The sequence below is a fragment of the Mycobacterium sp. DL99 genome (genome assembly GCF_004762045.1).
In the GTDB taxonomy this organism is placed as follows: Bacteria; Actinomycetota; Actinomycetes; order Mycobacteriales; family Mycobacteriaceae; genus Mycobacterium.
The window spans coordinates 3,993,155-4,007,425 of record NZ_SJOM01000007.1; the positions used below are offsets into that span (position 1 = coordinate 3,993,155).

15 protein-coding genes and 1 tRNA gene are annotated in these 14,271 nt (G+C 68.1%); 9 read left to right on the forward strand and 7 right to left on the reverse strand.

Translation table 11 applies throughout. From position 1 onward, the window contains the following. Positions 1-34: 34 nt before the first annotated feature. Positions 35-1,168 carry a Nif3-like dinuclear metal center hexameric protein gene (locus tag EYZ64_RS19610; protein ID WP_135455888.1) on the reverse strand — a complete coding sequence of 378 codons (1,134 nt, stop codon included), beginning with the start codon at positions 1,166-1,168 and terminating at the stop codon, positions 35-37. Then, positions 1,165-2,199 carry an Rv2231c family histidinol phosphate aminotransferase CobC gene (gene cobC / locus EYZ64_RS19615; protein ID WP_135455890.1) on the reverse strand — a complete coding sequence of 345 codons (1,035 nt, stop codon included), beginning with the start codon at positions 2,197-2,199 and terminating at the stop codon, positions 1,165-1,167. Before cobC ends, EYZ64_RS19610 begins: the two co-directional genes overlap by 4 nt. 74 nt (positions 2,200-2,273) lie before the next feature. On the opposite strand from cobC, the gene EYZ64_RS19620 reads away from it, so the two are divergent. The 3 genes from EYZ64_RS19620 to EYZ64_RS19630 are packed head-to-tail and all read left to right on the forward strand — an operon-like array spanning position 2,274 to position 4,283. After that, complete coding sequence (locus tag EYZ64_RS19620) at positions 2,274-2,951, forward strand: HAD-IA family hydrolase (protein ID WP_135455891.1); 678 nt, start codon at positions 2,274-2,276, stop codon at positions 2,949-2,951. Further along, positions 2,944-3,453 carry a low molecular weight protein-tyrosine-phosphatase gene (locus tag EYZ64_RS19625; protein ID WP_135455893.1) on the forward strand — a complete coding sequence of 170 codons (510 nt, stop codon included), beginning with the start codon at positions 2,944-2,946 and terminating at the stop codon, positions 3,451-3,453. The genes EYZ64_RS19620 and EYZ64_RS19625 overlap by 8 nt, the downstream gene beginning before the upstream one ends. After that, the gene (locus tag EYZ64_RS19630; protein WP_135455896.1) at positions 3,453-4,283 is read left to right on the forward strand and encodes an SURF1 family cytochrome oxidase biogenesis protein; all 831 of its coding nucleotides are present in this window, start codon (positions 3,453-3,455) and stop codon (positions 4,281-4,283) included. Before EYZ64_RS19625 ends, EYZ64_RS19630 begins: the two co-directional genes overlap by 1 nt. On the opposite strand, the gene EYZ64_RS19635 is transcribed toward EYZ64_RS19630, so the two are convergent. Further along, on the reverse strand, positions 4,237-5,208 hold the full coding sequence (locus EYZ64_RS19635; RefSeq protein WP_135455897.1) for a cobalamin biosynthesis protein: 972 nt from the start codon (positions 5,206-5,208) through the stop codon (positions 4,237-4,239). The two genes, EYZ64_RS19630 and EYZ64_RS19635, sit on opposite strands and share 47 nt — an antisense overlap. A gap of 36 nt (positions 5,209-5,244) precedes the next feature. Between EYZ64_RS19635 and EYZ64_RS19640 the strand changes: the two genes are divergently transcribed. The 3 genes from EYZ64_RS19640 (at position 5,245) to EYZ64_RS19650 (ending at position 7,046) form a co-directional block, all read left to right on the forward strand. Next, entirely contained in the window at positions 5,245-6,072 is an 828-nt protein-coding gene (locus EYZ64_RS19640; protein WP_135455899.1) for an oxygenase MpaB family protein, read from the forward strand. 14 nt (positions 6,073-6,086) lie between these two features. Further along, complete coding sequence (locus tag EYZ64_RS19645) at positions 6,087-6,479, forward strand: VOC family protein (protein WP_135455901.1); 393 nt, start codon at positions 6,087-6,089, stop codon at positions 6,477-6,479. Positions 6,480-6,542: 63 nt separating this feature from the next. Beyond that, positions 6,543-7,046, forward strand: a complete 504-nt coding sequence (locus EYZ64_RS19650; RefSeq protein WP_135455903.1) for a hypothetical protein — start codon at positions 6,543-6,545, stop codon at positions 7,044-7,046. A gap of 15 nt (positions 7,047-7,061) precedes the next feature. Here the strand turns inward: EYZ64_RS19650 and EYZ64_RS19655 are convergent. The 4 genes from EYZ64_RS19655 to EYZ64_RS19670 form a co-directional block, all read right to left on the reverse strand. Beyond that, a tRNA-Val gene (locus EYZ64_RS19655) sits at positions 7,062-7,136 on the reverse strand. Positions 7,137-7,207: 71 nt separating this feature from the next. Beyond that, complete coding sequence (locus EYZ64_RS19660; RefSeq protein WP_135455905.1) at positions 7,208-7,669, reverse strand: peroxiredoxin; 462 nt, start codon at positions 7,667-7,669, stop codon at positions 7,208-7,210. Then, on the reverse strand, positions 7,669-8,109 hold the full coding sequence (locus EYZ64_RS19665) for a DUF3052 domain-containing protein (RefSeq protein ID WP_135455907.1): 441 nt from the start codon (positions 8,107-8,109) through the stop codon (positions 7,669-7,671). The genes EYZ64_RS19660 and EYZ64_RS19665 overlap by 1 nt, the downstream gene beginning before the upstream one ends. A 146-nt stretch (positions 8,110-8,255) precedes the next feature. Then, complete coding sequence (locus EYZ64_RS19670) at positions 8,256-8,828, reverse strand: Rv2240c family protein (RefSeq protein ID WP_286175065.1); 573 nt, start codon at positions 8,826-8,828, stop codon at positions 8,256-8,258. Between the two features lie 145 nt (positions 8,829-8,973). Here EYZ64_RS19670 and aceE point away from each other — a divergent pair, with 145 nt between their 5' ends. The 3 genes from aceE to EYZ64_RS19685 all read left to right on the forward strand — a co-directional run bounded on the left by aceE (position 8,974) and on the right by EYZ64_RS19685 (position 14,239). Continuing rightward, positions 8,974-11,763 carry a pyruvate dehydrogenase (acetyl-transferring), homodimeric type gene (aceE, locus tag EYZ64_RS19675; protein WP_135455908.1) on the forward strand — a complete coding sequence of 930 codons (2,790 nt, stop codon included), beginning with the start codon at positions 8,974-8,976 and terminating at the stop codon, positions 11,761-11,763. A gap of 99 nt (positions 11,764-11,862) precedes the next feature. After that, positions 11,863-13,137: a PucR family transcriptional regulator gene (locus EYZ64_RS19680; protein WP_135455910.1), complete on the forward strand. Its 1,275-nt coding sequence runs from the start codon at positions 11,863-11,865 to the stop codon at positions 13,135-13,137. A gap of 181 nt (positions 13,138-13,318) precedes the next feature. Next, complete coding sequence (locus EYZ64_RS19685; RefSeq protein ID WP_135460127.1) at positions 13,319-14,239, forward strand: ACP S-malonyltransferase; 921 nt, start codon at positions 13,319-13,321, stop codon at positions 14,237-14,239. Positions 14,240-14,271: the final 32 nt, after the last annotated feature.

A 14,271-nucleotide genomic window follows, 5' to 3' on the forward strand; every position in this document is an offset into this window, starting at 1 on the left:
CTGTGGTTTCCTGCGTTCATTGCGTTCGCTGCGATCAGCACTCGACGTTCCACGGGTCGGTGCGCACCGACGACACCCGCACCTGCAGCGCATCGCCGAACTGCCCGCGCAGCACTCCGGCCGCCTGGGCGCACCAAGGGAACTCGGTGGCCCAGTGCGCCACGTCGATGAGCGCCACCGGTGAGGCCCGGCGGTGCTCGTCGGCCGGGTGGTGGCGTAGATCCGATGTGACATAGGCCTGTACACCGGCCCGGGCCACGGTGCCCAGCAGTGAATCTCCCGCTCCCCCGCATACCGCGACCCGCGACACCATCGCGTCGGGATCGCCCGAGGTCCGCACCCCCCATGAAGTTGCCGGCAGCGCAGCCCGAACCCGGGATGCGAAGGCCGACAACGGGATCGGTCGGTCCAGCTCGCCGATCCGACCGATTCCCACGTCACCGGGGATCGGCGCCAGCGCGATGATGTCGAAGGCAGGCTCCTCGTAGGGATGTGCGGCGCGCAGGGCGGAGAGGATGGTCGCGCGCAGCCGCGAGGGGGCGATCATCTCCACCCGGTCCTCGGCCACCTGCTCGACGGTGCCCACCTCGCCGATCGCGGGGGCGGCGCCGTCGTGCGGCAGGAACTGTCCGGTTCCGGCCACACTCCAACTGCAGTGGGAATAGTCGCCGATGCGCCCGGCGCCCGCGTCGAACAACGCCTCCCGCACTGTCGCAGCATCCGCGGCCGGCACGAACACGACCCACTTGTCCAGGTCGGGTCCCGGCGCCGCCGGCGACAGAACCGCGTCGACGGTCAAGCCCAACGCCGCCGCCAGCGCATCGGATACCCCGGGCGAGGCCGCATCGGCGTTGGTGTGCGCGGTGAACAAGGCCCGTCCGGTGCGGATCAGCCGGTGGATCAGCGCGCCCTTGGCGGTGTCGGCCGCGACGGTGTCCACGCCGCGCAGCAGCAGCGGGTGGTGGGCCAGCAGCAGACCGCGTTCGGGCACCTCGTCGATCACGGCCTCGGTCGCGTCGACCGCGATCGTCACCGATTCGACCGGCTCGTCAGGATCGCCACACACCAGGCCTACCGAGTCCCAGTCGTGGGCCAGGTGCGGCGGGTACGCCGCGTCCAGTGCGGCGATCACGTCCGCCAACGGCACCCCGGCCGGTTGCGTGCTCATTGCAGCACCTCCGTCATGGCGTCGATGAGTGCGGGCCATTCCGGCCGCACCGCGGCACGCAGGTAATTTTCCGGCAGGCCCACGAAAGTATCGCAACGGCGGACCGCAATGCTTTTGCTTTCCAGATGTTTTCGCATCAGCTCCGCGTCAGGCACCGTGAACAGCACAAATGGCGCATCTCCGGCCACCACGCCCAGCCCCGCCTCAGCGAGCCCGGCGACCATCGCGACCCGGAGTTCAGCGAGCCGGCGGGCGCCGGCATCGGCCTCGGCCACCGCTTCAGGACTGTTGGCCGCGGCGATGGCCTCCAGTTGCAGCGTGCCCAGCGGCCAGTGCGGGCGCGGCGCTGTCAGCCGGGCCAGCACCTCGGGCGCTCCGAGGGCGTATCCGACCCGCAGCCCGGCCAGCGCCCAGGTCTTGGTCAGGCTGCGCAGTACGAGCACGTCGGGCAGTGATTCACCGGCCAGCGATTCGGCCTCACCGGGGATGCCGTCGGCGAACGCCTCGTCGACGACGATCAGCCGGCCGGGCCGGCGCAACGCCAGGACGTCCTCACGGCGGTGCAGCACCCCGGTGGGATTGGTCGGGTTGCCGACCACCACCAGGTCCGCCTCGTCCGGCACGTCCGCTCCCGCCAAGGTGAACGGGTACGGCAACACGGCGTGCTGAATCGGCACACCGGCCGCGGCCAGCGCGGCCTCGGGTTCGGTGAACGACGGTGCGACCAGGGCCGCCAGCCGCGGCCGCAATCCGGCCAGCAGGGCGAATCCCTCCGCTCCGCCGGCCAGCAGGGCCACCTCGTCCGCAGCGCGGCCGTGGCGCGCGGCGACGGTTTCGACGGCCCGACGCTGATCGGCCTGGCTCGGATAGCTGCCCAGGTCGGGCAGCCGGGACGCCAGCCGGTCGGTCAACCAGGGCGGCGGACCGCCGGGCCGCACGTTGACCGCGAAGTCCAACATGCCCGGCAATGCGGCCTGGTCGCCGTGGTAGCGGGCGCCGGCACGGGCCCCTACACGGTTTCGACTCGGCACAGCACGACCCTAGTGGTCGGGGTGCTCAGCTGGGCATCCGGAGGACTGCCGGCGGCATACGGGAGAATGGGCACGTGACTGACACGCTGGAACTCACCCGACCGCAGCTGGTGCTGTTCGACCTCGACGGCACCCTGACCGATTCGGCGGCCGGGATCGTGTCGAGTTTTCGCCACGCGTTGGCCCACGTGGGTGCCGGCGTCCCCGACGGTGACCTGGCCGGACGCATCGTCGGCCCGCCCATGCACGAGACGTTGCAGTCCCTGAGTCTGGGCGAGACGCGCTTCGATGCCGACGCCGCGATCGCGGCATACCGAGCCGATTACACGAGCCGCGGCTGGGCGATGAACAGCCTGTTCGACGGCATCGAGGCATTGCTCGCCGACCTGCGGGCCGCCGAGGTGCGGCTGGCCGTCGCGACCTCCAAGGCGGAACCCACCGCGCGACGCATCCTGGAGCATTTCGGCCTGGACGGCTATTTCGAGGTGATCGCCGGGGCCAGCCCCGACGGCGTCCGGGCCGCCAAGGCCGACGTGGTCGCCTATGCGCTGGCCCAACTGCAACCCCTGCCAGAGCGCGTGCTGATGGTCGGTGACCGGATGCACGACGTCGAAGGCGCGGCCGAGCACGGCATCAACACCGTGGTGGTCGGCTGGGGCTACGGCGCCACCGATTTCACGGATACCACCGCGGTGACCGCGCATGCCCACGTCGACACCGTGACGGCGCTTCGGGAGGTGCTCGGTGTCTGACTTTTCCACTGAGCCGGTTCTGCACGTCACGTTCGTGTGCTCGGGCAACATCTGCCGGTCCCCGATGGCCGAGAAGATGTTCGCCCACCAGATCAGCGAGCGCGGCCTGGCCGACGTGATCCGGGTGAGCAGCGGTGGCACCGGCGGCTGGCATGCCGGTGACGGCGCCGACGCGCGTGCCTGCCTGGTGTTGCGCGAGCGCGGCTATCCGAGCGACCACGTTGCCGCCCAGGTCTCCGACGACCATCTCGGCGCCGACCTGGTCGTCGCGCTGGGCCGCAATCACCTGCGCATCCTGACCGATCTGGGTGTGGCGGGCGACCGGTTGCGGATGCTGCGGTCGTTCGACCCCCGCTCGGGCGCGCACGCCCTCGACGTCGAGGATCCGTATTACGGCGGCAAGACCGATTTCGAGGACGTGTTCACCGTGATCGAGGCGTCCTTGCCCGGGCTGCACGCGTGGGTCGACCAGACGCTTGCCGGTCGGGGAATCGTGGCCTGATGAAGCGGCTGACATTCCTGTTCCGGCCCCAGTGGGTGGCGCTGTTCATCGTGGTGGCCGCATTCGCCTACCTGTGTTTCACCGTGCTGGCGCCGTGGCAGTTGGGCAAGAACACCAAGACGTCGCGGGAGAACAACCAGATCAGCCATTCGCTGCAGGCCGATCCGGTTCCGGTCACCACCGTTCTGCCGCACCAGGATTCGGTCGCACCCGACGCCCAGTGGCAACGCGTCACGGCCACCGGTCACTACCTGCACAAAGCGGAGGTGCTGGTCCGGCTGAGGGTGGTCGACGGTGAGCCCGCCTTCGAGGTGCTCACCCCGTTCGCCGTTGACGGCGGGCCGGTGGTGCTGGTCGATCGCGGCTTCATCACTCCCAAGGACGGGAACAAGGTGCCCGAGTTCGCGGGCGCACCGACCGGTCAGGTGACGATCACCGCGCGCTTGCGTGATGCCGAAGCCAGTCTTCCGGGTAAGGAGCCGTTCCGCGGCGAGGACGGCGCGCAGCAGGTGTATTCGATCAACCCCGAGCAGATCGCCTCGCTCACCGGCGTTCCGCTGACGGGGTCGTACCTGCAGTTGGTGGCCAACCAGCCCGGCGGGCTCGGGGAAATCTCCCTCCCGCACCTCGACGCCGGACCGTTCCTCTCCTACGGCATCCAGTGGATCGCGTTCGGGATCGTCGCCCCGCTCGGACTGGGCTACTTCATCTACGCCGAGTTGCAGCAGCGGCGGCGCGAACGCGCGGCCGCGCAGGTCGCCGCGGAAGAGCCGGCCCGGGAGCTCACGAACGAGGAGAAGATCGCCGACCGCTACGGAAAGCGCCGCTGACCGCCAGCAGCACCGCGACCGCCGCTGACGCGGCCTGGACCGCGCGCGACAGTCGGACCGCGCGGGCCACATCGGCTTCCTCTGGGATGCGCCCGTCGCCCAGGGTGGGCCGGATCTCCAGCTGATGCGCGTACTGAGTCGGGCCGCCCAGACGCACCCCGAGCGCGCCGGCGAATGACGCCTCGGCCACCCCGGCGTTGGGGCTGGGATGCCGCGATGCGTCGCGCCGCCAGGCGCGCAGCGCCGCGGCCGGTGACCCGCCCACCACCGGTGCACACAGCACCGCCAGCACGCCCGTCAGCCGCGCCGGCACGTAGTTCAGCACGTCGTCGAATCTGGCTGCAGCCCAACCGAAGTAGTTGTACCGCGGCGAGCGGTGCCCGATCATGGCGTCCAGCGTGTTGGCTCCCCGGTACACCAGCACGCCGGGCACCCCGGCGATCGCCGCCCAGAACAGCGGCGCCACCTGGGCGTCAGAGGTGTTCTCAGCCAGCGATTCCACGGTGGCCCGGGTCAGGCCCGACGCGTCCAGCGCGGCGGGATCCCGCCCGCACAGGGAGGGCAGCAGCCGGCGGGCACCAGCCAGGTCGTCGCCGGCGAGCAGCGTCGCCATCTGGTGCCCGACCCGGTTGAGCGAGGTGCCGCCGAGGGCGACGTAGGTGGCTGCCGCGGTCACGAACACCCGGTCACCGCGTCCCACGGCCCAACCCAGTCCGCCCAGCCCGCCGAGCAACAGCCCGGTGTGCAGGACGCCTGCCCCGCGGTTGTCGGCGTAGGTCAGCTTTTCCAACCTCGCTGCGCCAGTACCGAACCCGGCCACCGGGTGGCCGCGACGCGGATCCCCGAGCAGCAGGTCGGCCAGGAATCCGACAGCGATGCCGGCGGCCCGACTGTGCCAATCCCGTCGGCTTCTGCGCGCAAACACCTCGGCAGCGTCTCACAAGGTGATCTACTCGAATTCATGAGGCTGGGTTCGCCACGACGCCCGCGACGGGTCACCGATCTGCTCAACCCGGCGGCGGCACTGTTGCCCGCGGCCAACGTGATCATGCAGTTGTCCGCCCCGGGTGTCGGCTACGGCGTTCTGGAGAGTCCGGTGGACAGTGGCAACGTCTACAAGCACCCGTTCAAACGGGCCCGCACCACCGGCACCTACCTGGCCACCGCCACCATCGGCACCGACGCCGACCGCGCGCTGCTGCGCACCCAGATCGACCGGGTGCACGCGTTGGTTCGTTCGCGCCGCTCAAGCCCGGTGTCCTACAACGCTTTCGACCCCCGGTTGCAGCTGTGGGTGGCGGCCTGCCTGTACCACTACTACATCGACATGCACGAGTTCCTCTACGGTCCGCTCGACGAGGAATCGGCCGACGCGATCTATGCCGACGCCCGCACACTGGGCACCACTCTGCAGGTGCGCGACGAGATGTGGCCCGAGGACCGGAACGCCTTCGATGCGTATTGGAAGCAGTCACTGCAGGACCTGCGGATCGACCCGCCGGTGCGAAAGCATCTGCATGGGGTGGCAGCGATGGCGTTCCTGCCCGCCCCGCTGCGGCTGCTGGCCGGGCGGTTCAACCTGTTCGCCACGACCGGCTTCCTGCCCGCGGAGTTCCGCAGTCACATGCGCATGAGCTGGACAGCCGATCAACAGCGGCGTTTCGAGTGGTTGTTGACCGGCCTGCGGGCCGCCGATCGCGTGATCCCGCACGAGGTGTGGTTGTTGGGTTACCAGCTCTATCTGTGGGACATGCGGATCCGTGACCGCTTCGGCAAACGGGTGGTCTGATCGAGGAGGCGAAGATGACGTTCCCAGCGCTCGCTCACGTGGCGGTCACCGTCCGCGATCTGGCGGTCAGCGGGCCGTGGTACCGCACACTGTTCGGCGCCGATCCGGTGCTCGACGAGGACACCGACGCCGGCTTCCACCACCTGGTGTGGCTGCTGGACAACGGCACCCTGTTCGGCATCCATCAACACCGGAATCCCGCCCCCGATGAACGTTTCAGCGAATTCCGGGTCGGGCTGGACCACGTCGGCTTCGGCTGCTCGTCGCGTACGGAACTGCAGAGCTGGGTGGACCGGCTCGACAGGCTGGGCATCGCCCACGGCGGGATCGTCGACGCACCATACGGGTCGGGGCTCAGTTTCCGCGATCCCGACGGCATCGCCCTGGAGTTCTTCGCCGGGGCCTGAATTCGGGTGGTACGTCAGGGTATCGCTGAGTCGCGCGGATATGATTCGACGCGGAGGTCCCCTTTGAAAGACGCCATTGTCCTGGTTGCCGTTTCGCTGGCAATCGGATTCGCGCTCGGCGGCCTCAGGTCATCCGGCCCACCGGTCGCGGCCCCCGAGCTTCCGGCCCCGCCGCTGCCTCGACCGGGCGTCTACACCGTCACCGAGACCTCGGGCCACCCGGCGCCGGAGCCCTATGACTGGACCCTGTCGGGTTGCGGACCTCAGTGCCTGCGGGTGCACTCGCCCGCGCCGGAGGGCGCCTGGCAGCTGGACCTGGCTTGGGACTCCGCCGCCGATCGGCACAAGGGCGCGTGGGTCGGTGAGCGCGTCAACCCCGGTGTGCAGTGCCGGCCCGGCAGCCCCCAGCTGAAGACCGGCCCGGTTCCGTTCAAATACGTCATCAGGGCCGATCTAACGGGATTCGTGAACATGAAGTTCTCCCGGGAGAGCCCGTCGTGCTGGGGTGACACCGCCATGCGCGGCCAGGAACTCGCGCTGAAACGCGCGAAGGCGGTGTGGTCCTAGGACCGGGGAATTTGATGGTGGGCGCGGACGGTATCGAACCGCCGACCGCTGGTGTGTAAAACCAGAGCTCTACCACTGAGCTACGCGCCCCGTCGCAGGCACGGTACACGCCGAGACGGCGCGACCGGAAATCCCGCAAAGGAAAGGAAGGTCAGACTACTTCAGCCTTTCAGCGCCGCCAGCGCCTCCCGCCAGACCGCCTGATCGCGCGGCTGACCCGGATCCATCATCTCGGCGAAGCGGACCTTGCCGGCCCGGTCGACGACGAATGTGCCGCGGTTCGGGTATCCGGCATCGGAATTGAACACCCCATAGGCCTGGGTGACCGCACCGTGCGGCCAGAAATCCGACAGCACCGGGAACGTGAATCCACTTTCGATGGACCAGATCTTGTGCGTCGGGGGTGGACCGACCGAGATGGCCAGGGTCGCGGTGTCGTCGTTCTCGTACAACGGCAGCTTGTCGCGGATCTCTCCGAGTTCGCCCTCACACACACCGGTGAACGCCAGCGGAAAGAACACCAGCAGCACGTCCTTGGCGCCGCGGTACCCGCTGAGCGTGATCGGCCTGCCGTTCTGGTCCCGGAGCGTGAAATCGGGCGCCGGGGCCCCAACGGCCAGCATCAGGTCCGCTTGCCCGCGGCTTTAGAAGATTTCGGCTGCACCAATCGGCTCGCCGTCCAGTCCCCCAACTTGGCCGACGAGGTCTGCATCAGACCGGCCGTCGGCGCCGATTCGGCGATCTCGGCCGGCAGCACATGCCCAGCCTTGCCGGTCTTGGGAGTCACCACCCAGATCACGCCGTCCTCGGCGAGTGGGGTGATGGCGTCCATGAGCCGGTCGACGAGATCCCCGTCGTCGTCCCTCCACCAGAGCAATACGACGTCGATGACCTCGTCCGAATCCTCATCGAGGAGCTCGGAACCGCACGCTTCCTCGATGTCCGCCCGGATGTCGTCGTCGCTATCCTCGTCCCAACCCAGTTCCTGGACTATCTGATCCTTATGGATCCCCAGGATTTGGGCGTAGTTCGGGCCTGAGTCCGTCCCCGCCGCCGCGACCACCGTCGGTCCTCCTTACCTTTCTTCGAGCCTGTCTCAAGACTTGTTGGTTGCTCGTTCATTTGCGCGCGCGATGCGTGTTGCGACCTATCGTCGCACGGCGACCCACCTGTGCGGGTGTCCGGCGGGCCACTTTGTCCGCCAACCCGTCAGTAAGCCTTGTCGCATCGGGTCAGCGCGTCCTCTCTGGCGGTGTTCGATCGTGTCGACGCCGCATTGAACTGATCAGGGCCGACGTGGCCGGATATGGCGGCGACGAGGACTCTCGCCGAGTCGACCCACTCGGTCAGCGCGGCGCGCAGATCCGGTGACAGCGCATCGGACAGGCCCGAGCTGACCAGATCGGCGCTGCGGTTCAGCCCGTCGATCGCGGGGCCGGCCTTGGCTGCGGTGTCCCCGCCGTTGTTGACCGCTTCGACATAGCCGTTGACGGCGTTGACCGCGTCGACGGCCGAGGTGCTGAGGTCCTCACAGACGGTGTGCACGGCGCGTGTGGTCAACGAGGCCTGTCGTTCGGATTCGCGGGTCACCGAGCTGGCCGAGGACTCCTCGATCGAGGCCTTCACCGACGCACGGTACTCGGGCGCCACGGCGGAATCGACTTGTGCGGTACCACCGGTAACGGACGTACAACCCACCACGACCATCGCGATCACCGCGGCGCCACCGAGCGCGCCCGCGGCGATCCGCGCCTTTGCCCCAAACTGCCCATCAACCGGCACGATCTGCAGACGTTACCGGTTCAGAAAGCAACTGATGGGTAACTTCCGCACCGCCACCCCCAGCGGCACGGAGGCGGCAAGATAGGTGGACGATAGAAGGTGCCACAAGCACTGTCAGTAGTAACCGCCTAACAAGGAGCGGAAGTTGACCACCGAGTTCGTGCGCCAGGATCTGGCCCAAAACTCCTCTACTGCACCCGAACCCGACCGGGTACGGGTGATTCGCGAGGGAGTTGCCTCCTACCTTCCGGATATCGACACCGACGAGACCGCGGAGTGGTTGGAGTCGTTCGACGAGTTGCTGGAGCGATCGGGCCCGGCACGGGCCCGGTACCTGATGTTGCGACTGCTGGAGCGCTCACGCGAGAAGCGTGTCGCGATCCCGGCACTGACGTCGACCGATTACGTCAACACCATCCCCACCGACCTGGAACCCTGGTTCCCCGGCGACGAGGACGTCGAGCGACGCTACCGCGCCTGGATCCGGTGGAACGCGGCCATCATGGTGCACCGCGCCCAGCGCCCGGGAGTCGGTGTGGGCGGCCACATTTCGACGTATGCCTCGTCGGCTTCGCTCTACGAGGTCGGGTTCAACCACTTCTTCCGCGGCAAATCCCACCCGGGCGGTGGCGACCAGGTGTTCATCCAGGGCCACGCCTCCCCCGGCATCTACGCGCGCGCTTTCCTCGAGGGCCGGCTGACGACCGACCAACTGGATGGTTTCCGGCAGGAACACAGCCATCCCGGCGGCGGTCTGCCGTCCTACCCGCACCCGCGTCTGATGCCCGACTTCTGGGAATTCCCCACGGTGTCGATGGGCCTGGGGCCGATGAACGCGATCTACCAGGCCCGGTTCAACCACTACCTCCACGACCGCGGCATCAAGGACACCAGCGATCAGCACGTGTGGGCGTTCCTCGGCGACGGCGAGATGGACGAGCCGGAAAGCCGCGGCCTGATCCAGGTGGCCGCCAATGAGGCGCTCGACAACCTGACCTTCGTCGTGAACTGCAACCTGCAGCGCCTGGACGGCCCGGTGCGCGGCAACGGCAAGATCATCCAGGAGCTGGAGTCGTTCTTCCGCGGCGCCGGCTGGAACGTCATCAAGGTGGTCTGGGGCCGCGAGTGGGATGCCCTGCTGCACGCCGATCGCGACGGTGCGCTGGTCAATTTGATGAATACCACGCCTGATGGCGACTACCAGACGTACAAGGCCAACGACGGCGCCTACGTGCGCGATCACTTCTTCGGCCGTGACCCACGCACCAAGGCCCTGGTCGAGCCGATGACCGACCAGGAGATCTGGAATCTCAAGCGCGGCGGTCACGACTACCGAAAGGTCTATGCCGCCTACCGCGCCGCGATGGAGCACAAGGGCCAGCCGACGATCATCCTGGCCAAGACCATCAAGGGCTACACGCTGGGCAGCCACTTCGAGGGCCGCAACGCCACGCACCAGATGAAAAAGCTTGCGCTGCAAGACCTCAAGGATTTCCGCGACGTCACCCGGGTGCCGATCAGCGATGAGCAGCTGGAGCAGGACCCCTACCTGCCGCCGTACTACCACCCGGGGCCCGAGGCGCCCGAGATCCGGTACCTGCTGGACCGGCGCCGCGCCCTGGGCGGGTTCGTCCCGGCGCGACGCAACAAGACCACGCCGCTGGCGTTGCCCGCATCCGATGCCTACTCCGCCTTGAAGAAGGGCTCCGGCAACCAGGCCGTGGCCACCACCATGGCGACGGTGCGCACGTTCAAGGAACTGTTGCGGGACAAGAACATCGGTCCGCGCCTGGTGCCGATCATCCCCGACGAGGCCCGCACCTTCGGCATGGACTCGTGGTTCCCGAGCCTGAAGATCTACAACCGCAACGGGCAGCTGTACACGTCGGTGGACTCGGCATTGATGCTGGCGTACAAGGAATCCGAGATCGGCCAGATCCTGCACGAGGGCATCAACGAGGCCGGGTCGACAGCGTCGTTCACCGCGGTGGGCACGTCGTACTCCACCCACAACGAGCCCATGATCCCGATCTACATCTTCTATTCGATGTTCGGGTTCCAGCGCACCGGCGATGGCCTGTGGGCCGCCGCCGATCAGATGGCCAAGGGCTTCGTGCTCGGGGCGACGGCCGGACGCACCACGCTGACCGGCGAGGGCCTGCAGCACGCCGACGGACATTCGCTGCTGCTGGCGGCGACCAACCCGGCCGCGGTGACCTACGACCCGGCGTTCGCCTACGAGGTCGCCCACATCATCGAGAGCGGTCTGCAGCGGATGTACGGCGAGCACGCCGAGAACGTGTTCTTCTACATCACCATCTACAACGAGCCCTACGTCCAGCCCGCCGAGCCGGCCGATCTGGACACCGAGGCCCTGTTGCGCGGGATGTACCGGTACCGCCGGGCGCCCGAACAACGGACGAACACCGCCCAGATCCTGGCGTCGGGGGTGTCGATGCCCGAAGCGCTCCGGGCTGCCGACATGCTGGCGGCAGATTGGGACGTGGCCGCCGACGTGTGGTCGGTGACCAGCTGGGGCGAGCTCAACCGCGAGGGCGTGGAGATCGAGCGGCACCGGCTGCGGCATCCCGATCAGCCCGCCCGGACCCCGCATGTGACCAGCGCCCTGGCCGACGCGGCCGGCCCGGTGGTGGCGGTGTCGGACTGGATGCGGGCAGTGCCCGAGCAGATCCGGCAGTGGGTCCCGGGGACCTACATCACGCTGGGTACCGACGGCTTCGGCTTCTCCGACACCCGGCCCGCCGCACGGCGCTACTTCAATACCGACGCCGAGTCGGTCGTGGTGGCAGCGCTGGAGGGGCTGGCCCGGGACGGCGAGATCGATCCCTCGGTGGCGATCGCGGCGGCCAAGCAGTACAAGATCGACGACGTGTTCGCCGCCGCGGTGTCCTACGTCGACACCGGAAGCGCCTAGCCAAGATCTCCGAACGGGCGGTCGCTCCATACGGGAGCGACCGCCCGCCGGAGGGGTGGCTTGGAGGAATCCACCAGAATATTGGCGTAGCTTTTAGGGATGCCCGACAAGCGGTTCGTTCCGCCCAAATCGACCGTCGAGGTCCTGGAGAGCGTTCCCGACTCGGTGCTGCGCCGGTTGAAGCAGTACTCCGGCCGACTGGCCACCGAGGCGGTGCACGCCATGGCCGAGCGTCTCGACTTCTTCTCCGATCTGGACGCGTCGCAGCGGGCCAGCGTCCAGCTGGTGGTACAGACCGCCGTGGTCAACTTCGTCGAGTGGATGCGAGACCCGGAAAGCGACGTCAGCTATACCGCCCAGGCGTTCGAGGTGGTGCCACAGGACCTGCGCCGCCGCATCGCACTGCGCCAGTCGGTCGAGATGGTGCGGACCTCGATGGAGTTCTTCGAGGAGGTGGTGCCGCTGCTGGCCCGATCCGAGGAGCAGCTCAACGCGCTGACCGCGGGCATCCTGCGCTACAGCCGGGACCTGGCCTTCGCGGCCGCCAGCGCCTACGCCGACCAGGCCGAGGCCCGCGGGGCCTGGGATCTGCGGATGGAGGCCAATGTCGTCGACGCGGTGGTGCGCGGCGATTCCGGACCTGAGCTGCAGTCCCAGGCGGCGGCGCTGAATTGGGACGCCACCGCGCCGGCCACGGTGATCGTCGGCCTGCCGCGTCCGGACCGATTGGACCTGGCCCGCGACGACATCCACGACGTCGTGAAGCGCAATGACCGGGCGGCGCTGTCCGATGTGCACGGAACCTGGCTCATCACGATCGTCTCGGGCCCGCTGTCAGCAACCGATCGTTTCCTGGTCGACCTGCTGTCGGTGTTCGCCGACGGCCCGGTGGTGGTCGGGCCGACCTCCCCCACGCTGACGGCCGCGCACCGGAGCGCCACCGAGGCCATCTCCGGGATGAACGCGGTGGCCGGCTGGCCCGGTGCACCCCGCCCGGTGTCAGCGCGGGAGTTGCTGCCGGAACGGGCCCTACTGGGCGATGCAACGGCCATCGCGGCACTGGAAAGCGAGGTCATGCGCCCGTTGGCCGATGCCGGCCCAGCGCTAACCGAGACGCTCGACGCGTTCCTGGATTCAGGCGGCGCCATAGAAGCTTGCGCACGCAAATTGTTCGTTCATCCAAACACGGTGCGCTACCGGCTGAAACGGATCGGCGACTTCACCGGCCGCGATCCCGCCGTGCCGCGGGACGCCTACGTGCTGCGCGTGGCGTCGACGGTCGGCAGGTTGAGCAAACAGGCATACCAGCCGAGCACGCCAAATGCCGGAACCGTCGTGATACCGGCAATCCGCCCGGCGCATTCCGTCCGATAGTGGGCCCGAACCGGGCTCACCGGACATCCGAGAGGCTGTGACAGATTTCGCTGCGGTGAAGGCAATGTCGCATCACATGCACTTTTGTGGGGAACCTACAAAAACATAAGACAAGGTTCATAATCTCTTACACCCCACAAAACCGTCTTCACAGTGTTCTCTTAATGACGTGCCTCAACCCGTGCTCGCATTGCTTGCTCCCGGACAGGGATCGCAGACGCCCGGCATGCTCTCCCCTTGGCTGGAGCTGCCCGGTGCGGCCGATCGCCTCGCCACGTGGTCGCAGATCAGTGGCCTGGATCTGGCGCGTCTGGGAACCACCGCCACCGCCGAGGAGATCACTGACACCGCGGTGACGCAGCCGCTGGTGGTAGCCGCCACCCTGCTGGCCTACGAGGAACTGACCAAACGCGGCGTTCCCGAGACCGCCGAGACCATCGTCGCGGGCCATTCGGTCGGCGAGATCGCCGCCTACGCCATTGCCGGCGTCATCTCCGCGGATGATGCGGTCAAGCTGGCCGCCACCCGTGGCGCCGAGATGGCCAAGGCCTGCGCCGTGGAGCCGACCGGCATGTCGGCGGTGCTCGGTGGCGACGAGGCCGAGGTGCTGGCCCGGCTGGAGTCGCTCGACCTGGTCCCCGCCAACCGCAACGCCGCCGGCCAGATCGTGGCCGCCGGCGCGATCGCGGCGTTGGAGAAGCTCGCCGAGGATCCGCCGGCCAAGGCCCGCGTCCGTCAGCTGGCGACCGCAGGCGCGTTCCACACCCATTACATGGCTTCCGCGCTGGATGGCTACGCCGCCGCCGCCGCGTCTGTAACAACCTCCGAGCCGACCGCGACACTTCTGTCGAATGCCGACGGCCAGCCGGTCGCCTCGGCAGCCGATGCGATGGAGAAGCTGGTGTCCCAGCTGACCAAGCCGGTGCGCTGGGACCTGTGCACCGCCACCATGCGGGACCGTTTCTCCGGTGCCGAGCGCGCCGGGATCGTCGAGTTCCCGCCGGCGGGCACCCTGGTGGGTATCGCCAAGCGTGAACTGAAGGGCACCCCGACCCGCGCGGTCAAGGCTCCCGCAGACCTGGATGGCTTGAACGAGCTCTAGGTCGAGCGACAACTGAATATCGCAGTAACAAA

Excerpts from the sequence above, each read along its gene's own strand:
- EYZ64_RS19680 (WP_135455910.1), top strand. The coding sequence starts at position 11,863 with ATGCCCGACAAGCGGTTCGTTCCGCCCAAATCGACCGTCGAGGTCCTG.
- EYZ64_RS19660 (WP_135455905.1), bottom strand. The coding sequence starts at position 7,669 with ATGCTGGCCGTTGGGGCCCCGGCGCCCGATTTCACGCTCCGGGACCAG.
- EYZ64_RS19610 (WP_135455888.1), bottom strand. The coding sequence starts at position 1,168 with ATGAGCACGCAACCGGCCGGGGTGCCGTTGGCGGACGTGATCGCCGCA.
- EYZ64_RS19640 (WP_135455899.1), top strand. The coding sequence starts at position 5,245 with ATGAGGCTGGGTTCGCCACGACGCCCGCGACGGGTCACCGATCTGCTC.
- EYZ64_RS19645 (WP_135455901.1), top strand. The coding sequence starts at position 6,087 with ATGACGTTCCCAGCGCTCGCTCACGTGGCGGTCACCGTCCGCGATCTG.
- EYZ64_RS19630 (WP_135455896.1), top strand. The coding sequence starts at position 3,453 with ATGAAGCGGCTGACATTCCTGTTCCGGCCCCAGTGGGTGGCGCTGTTC.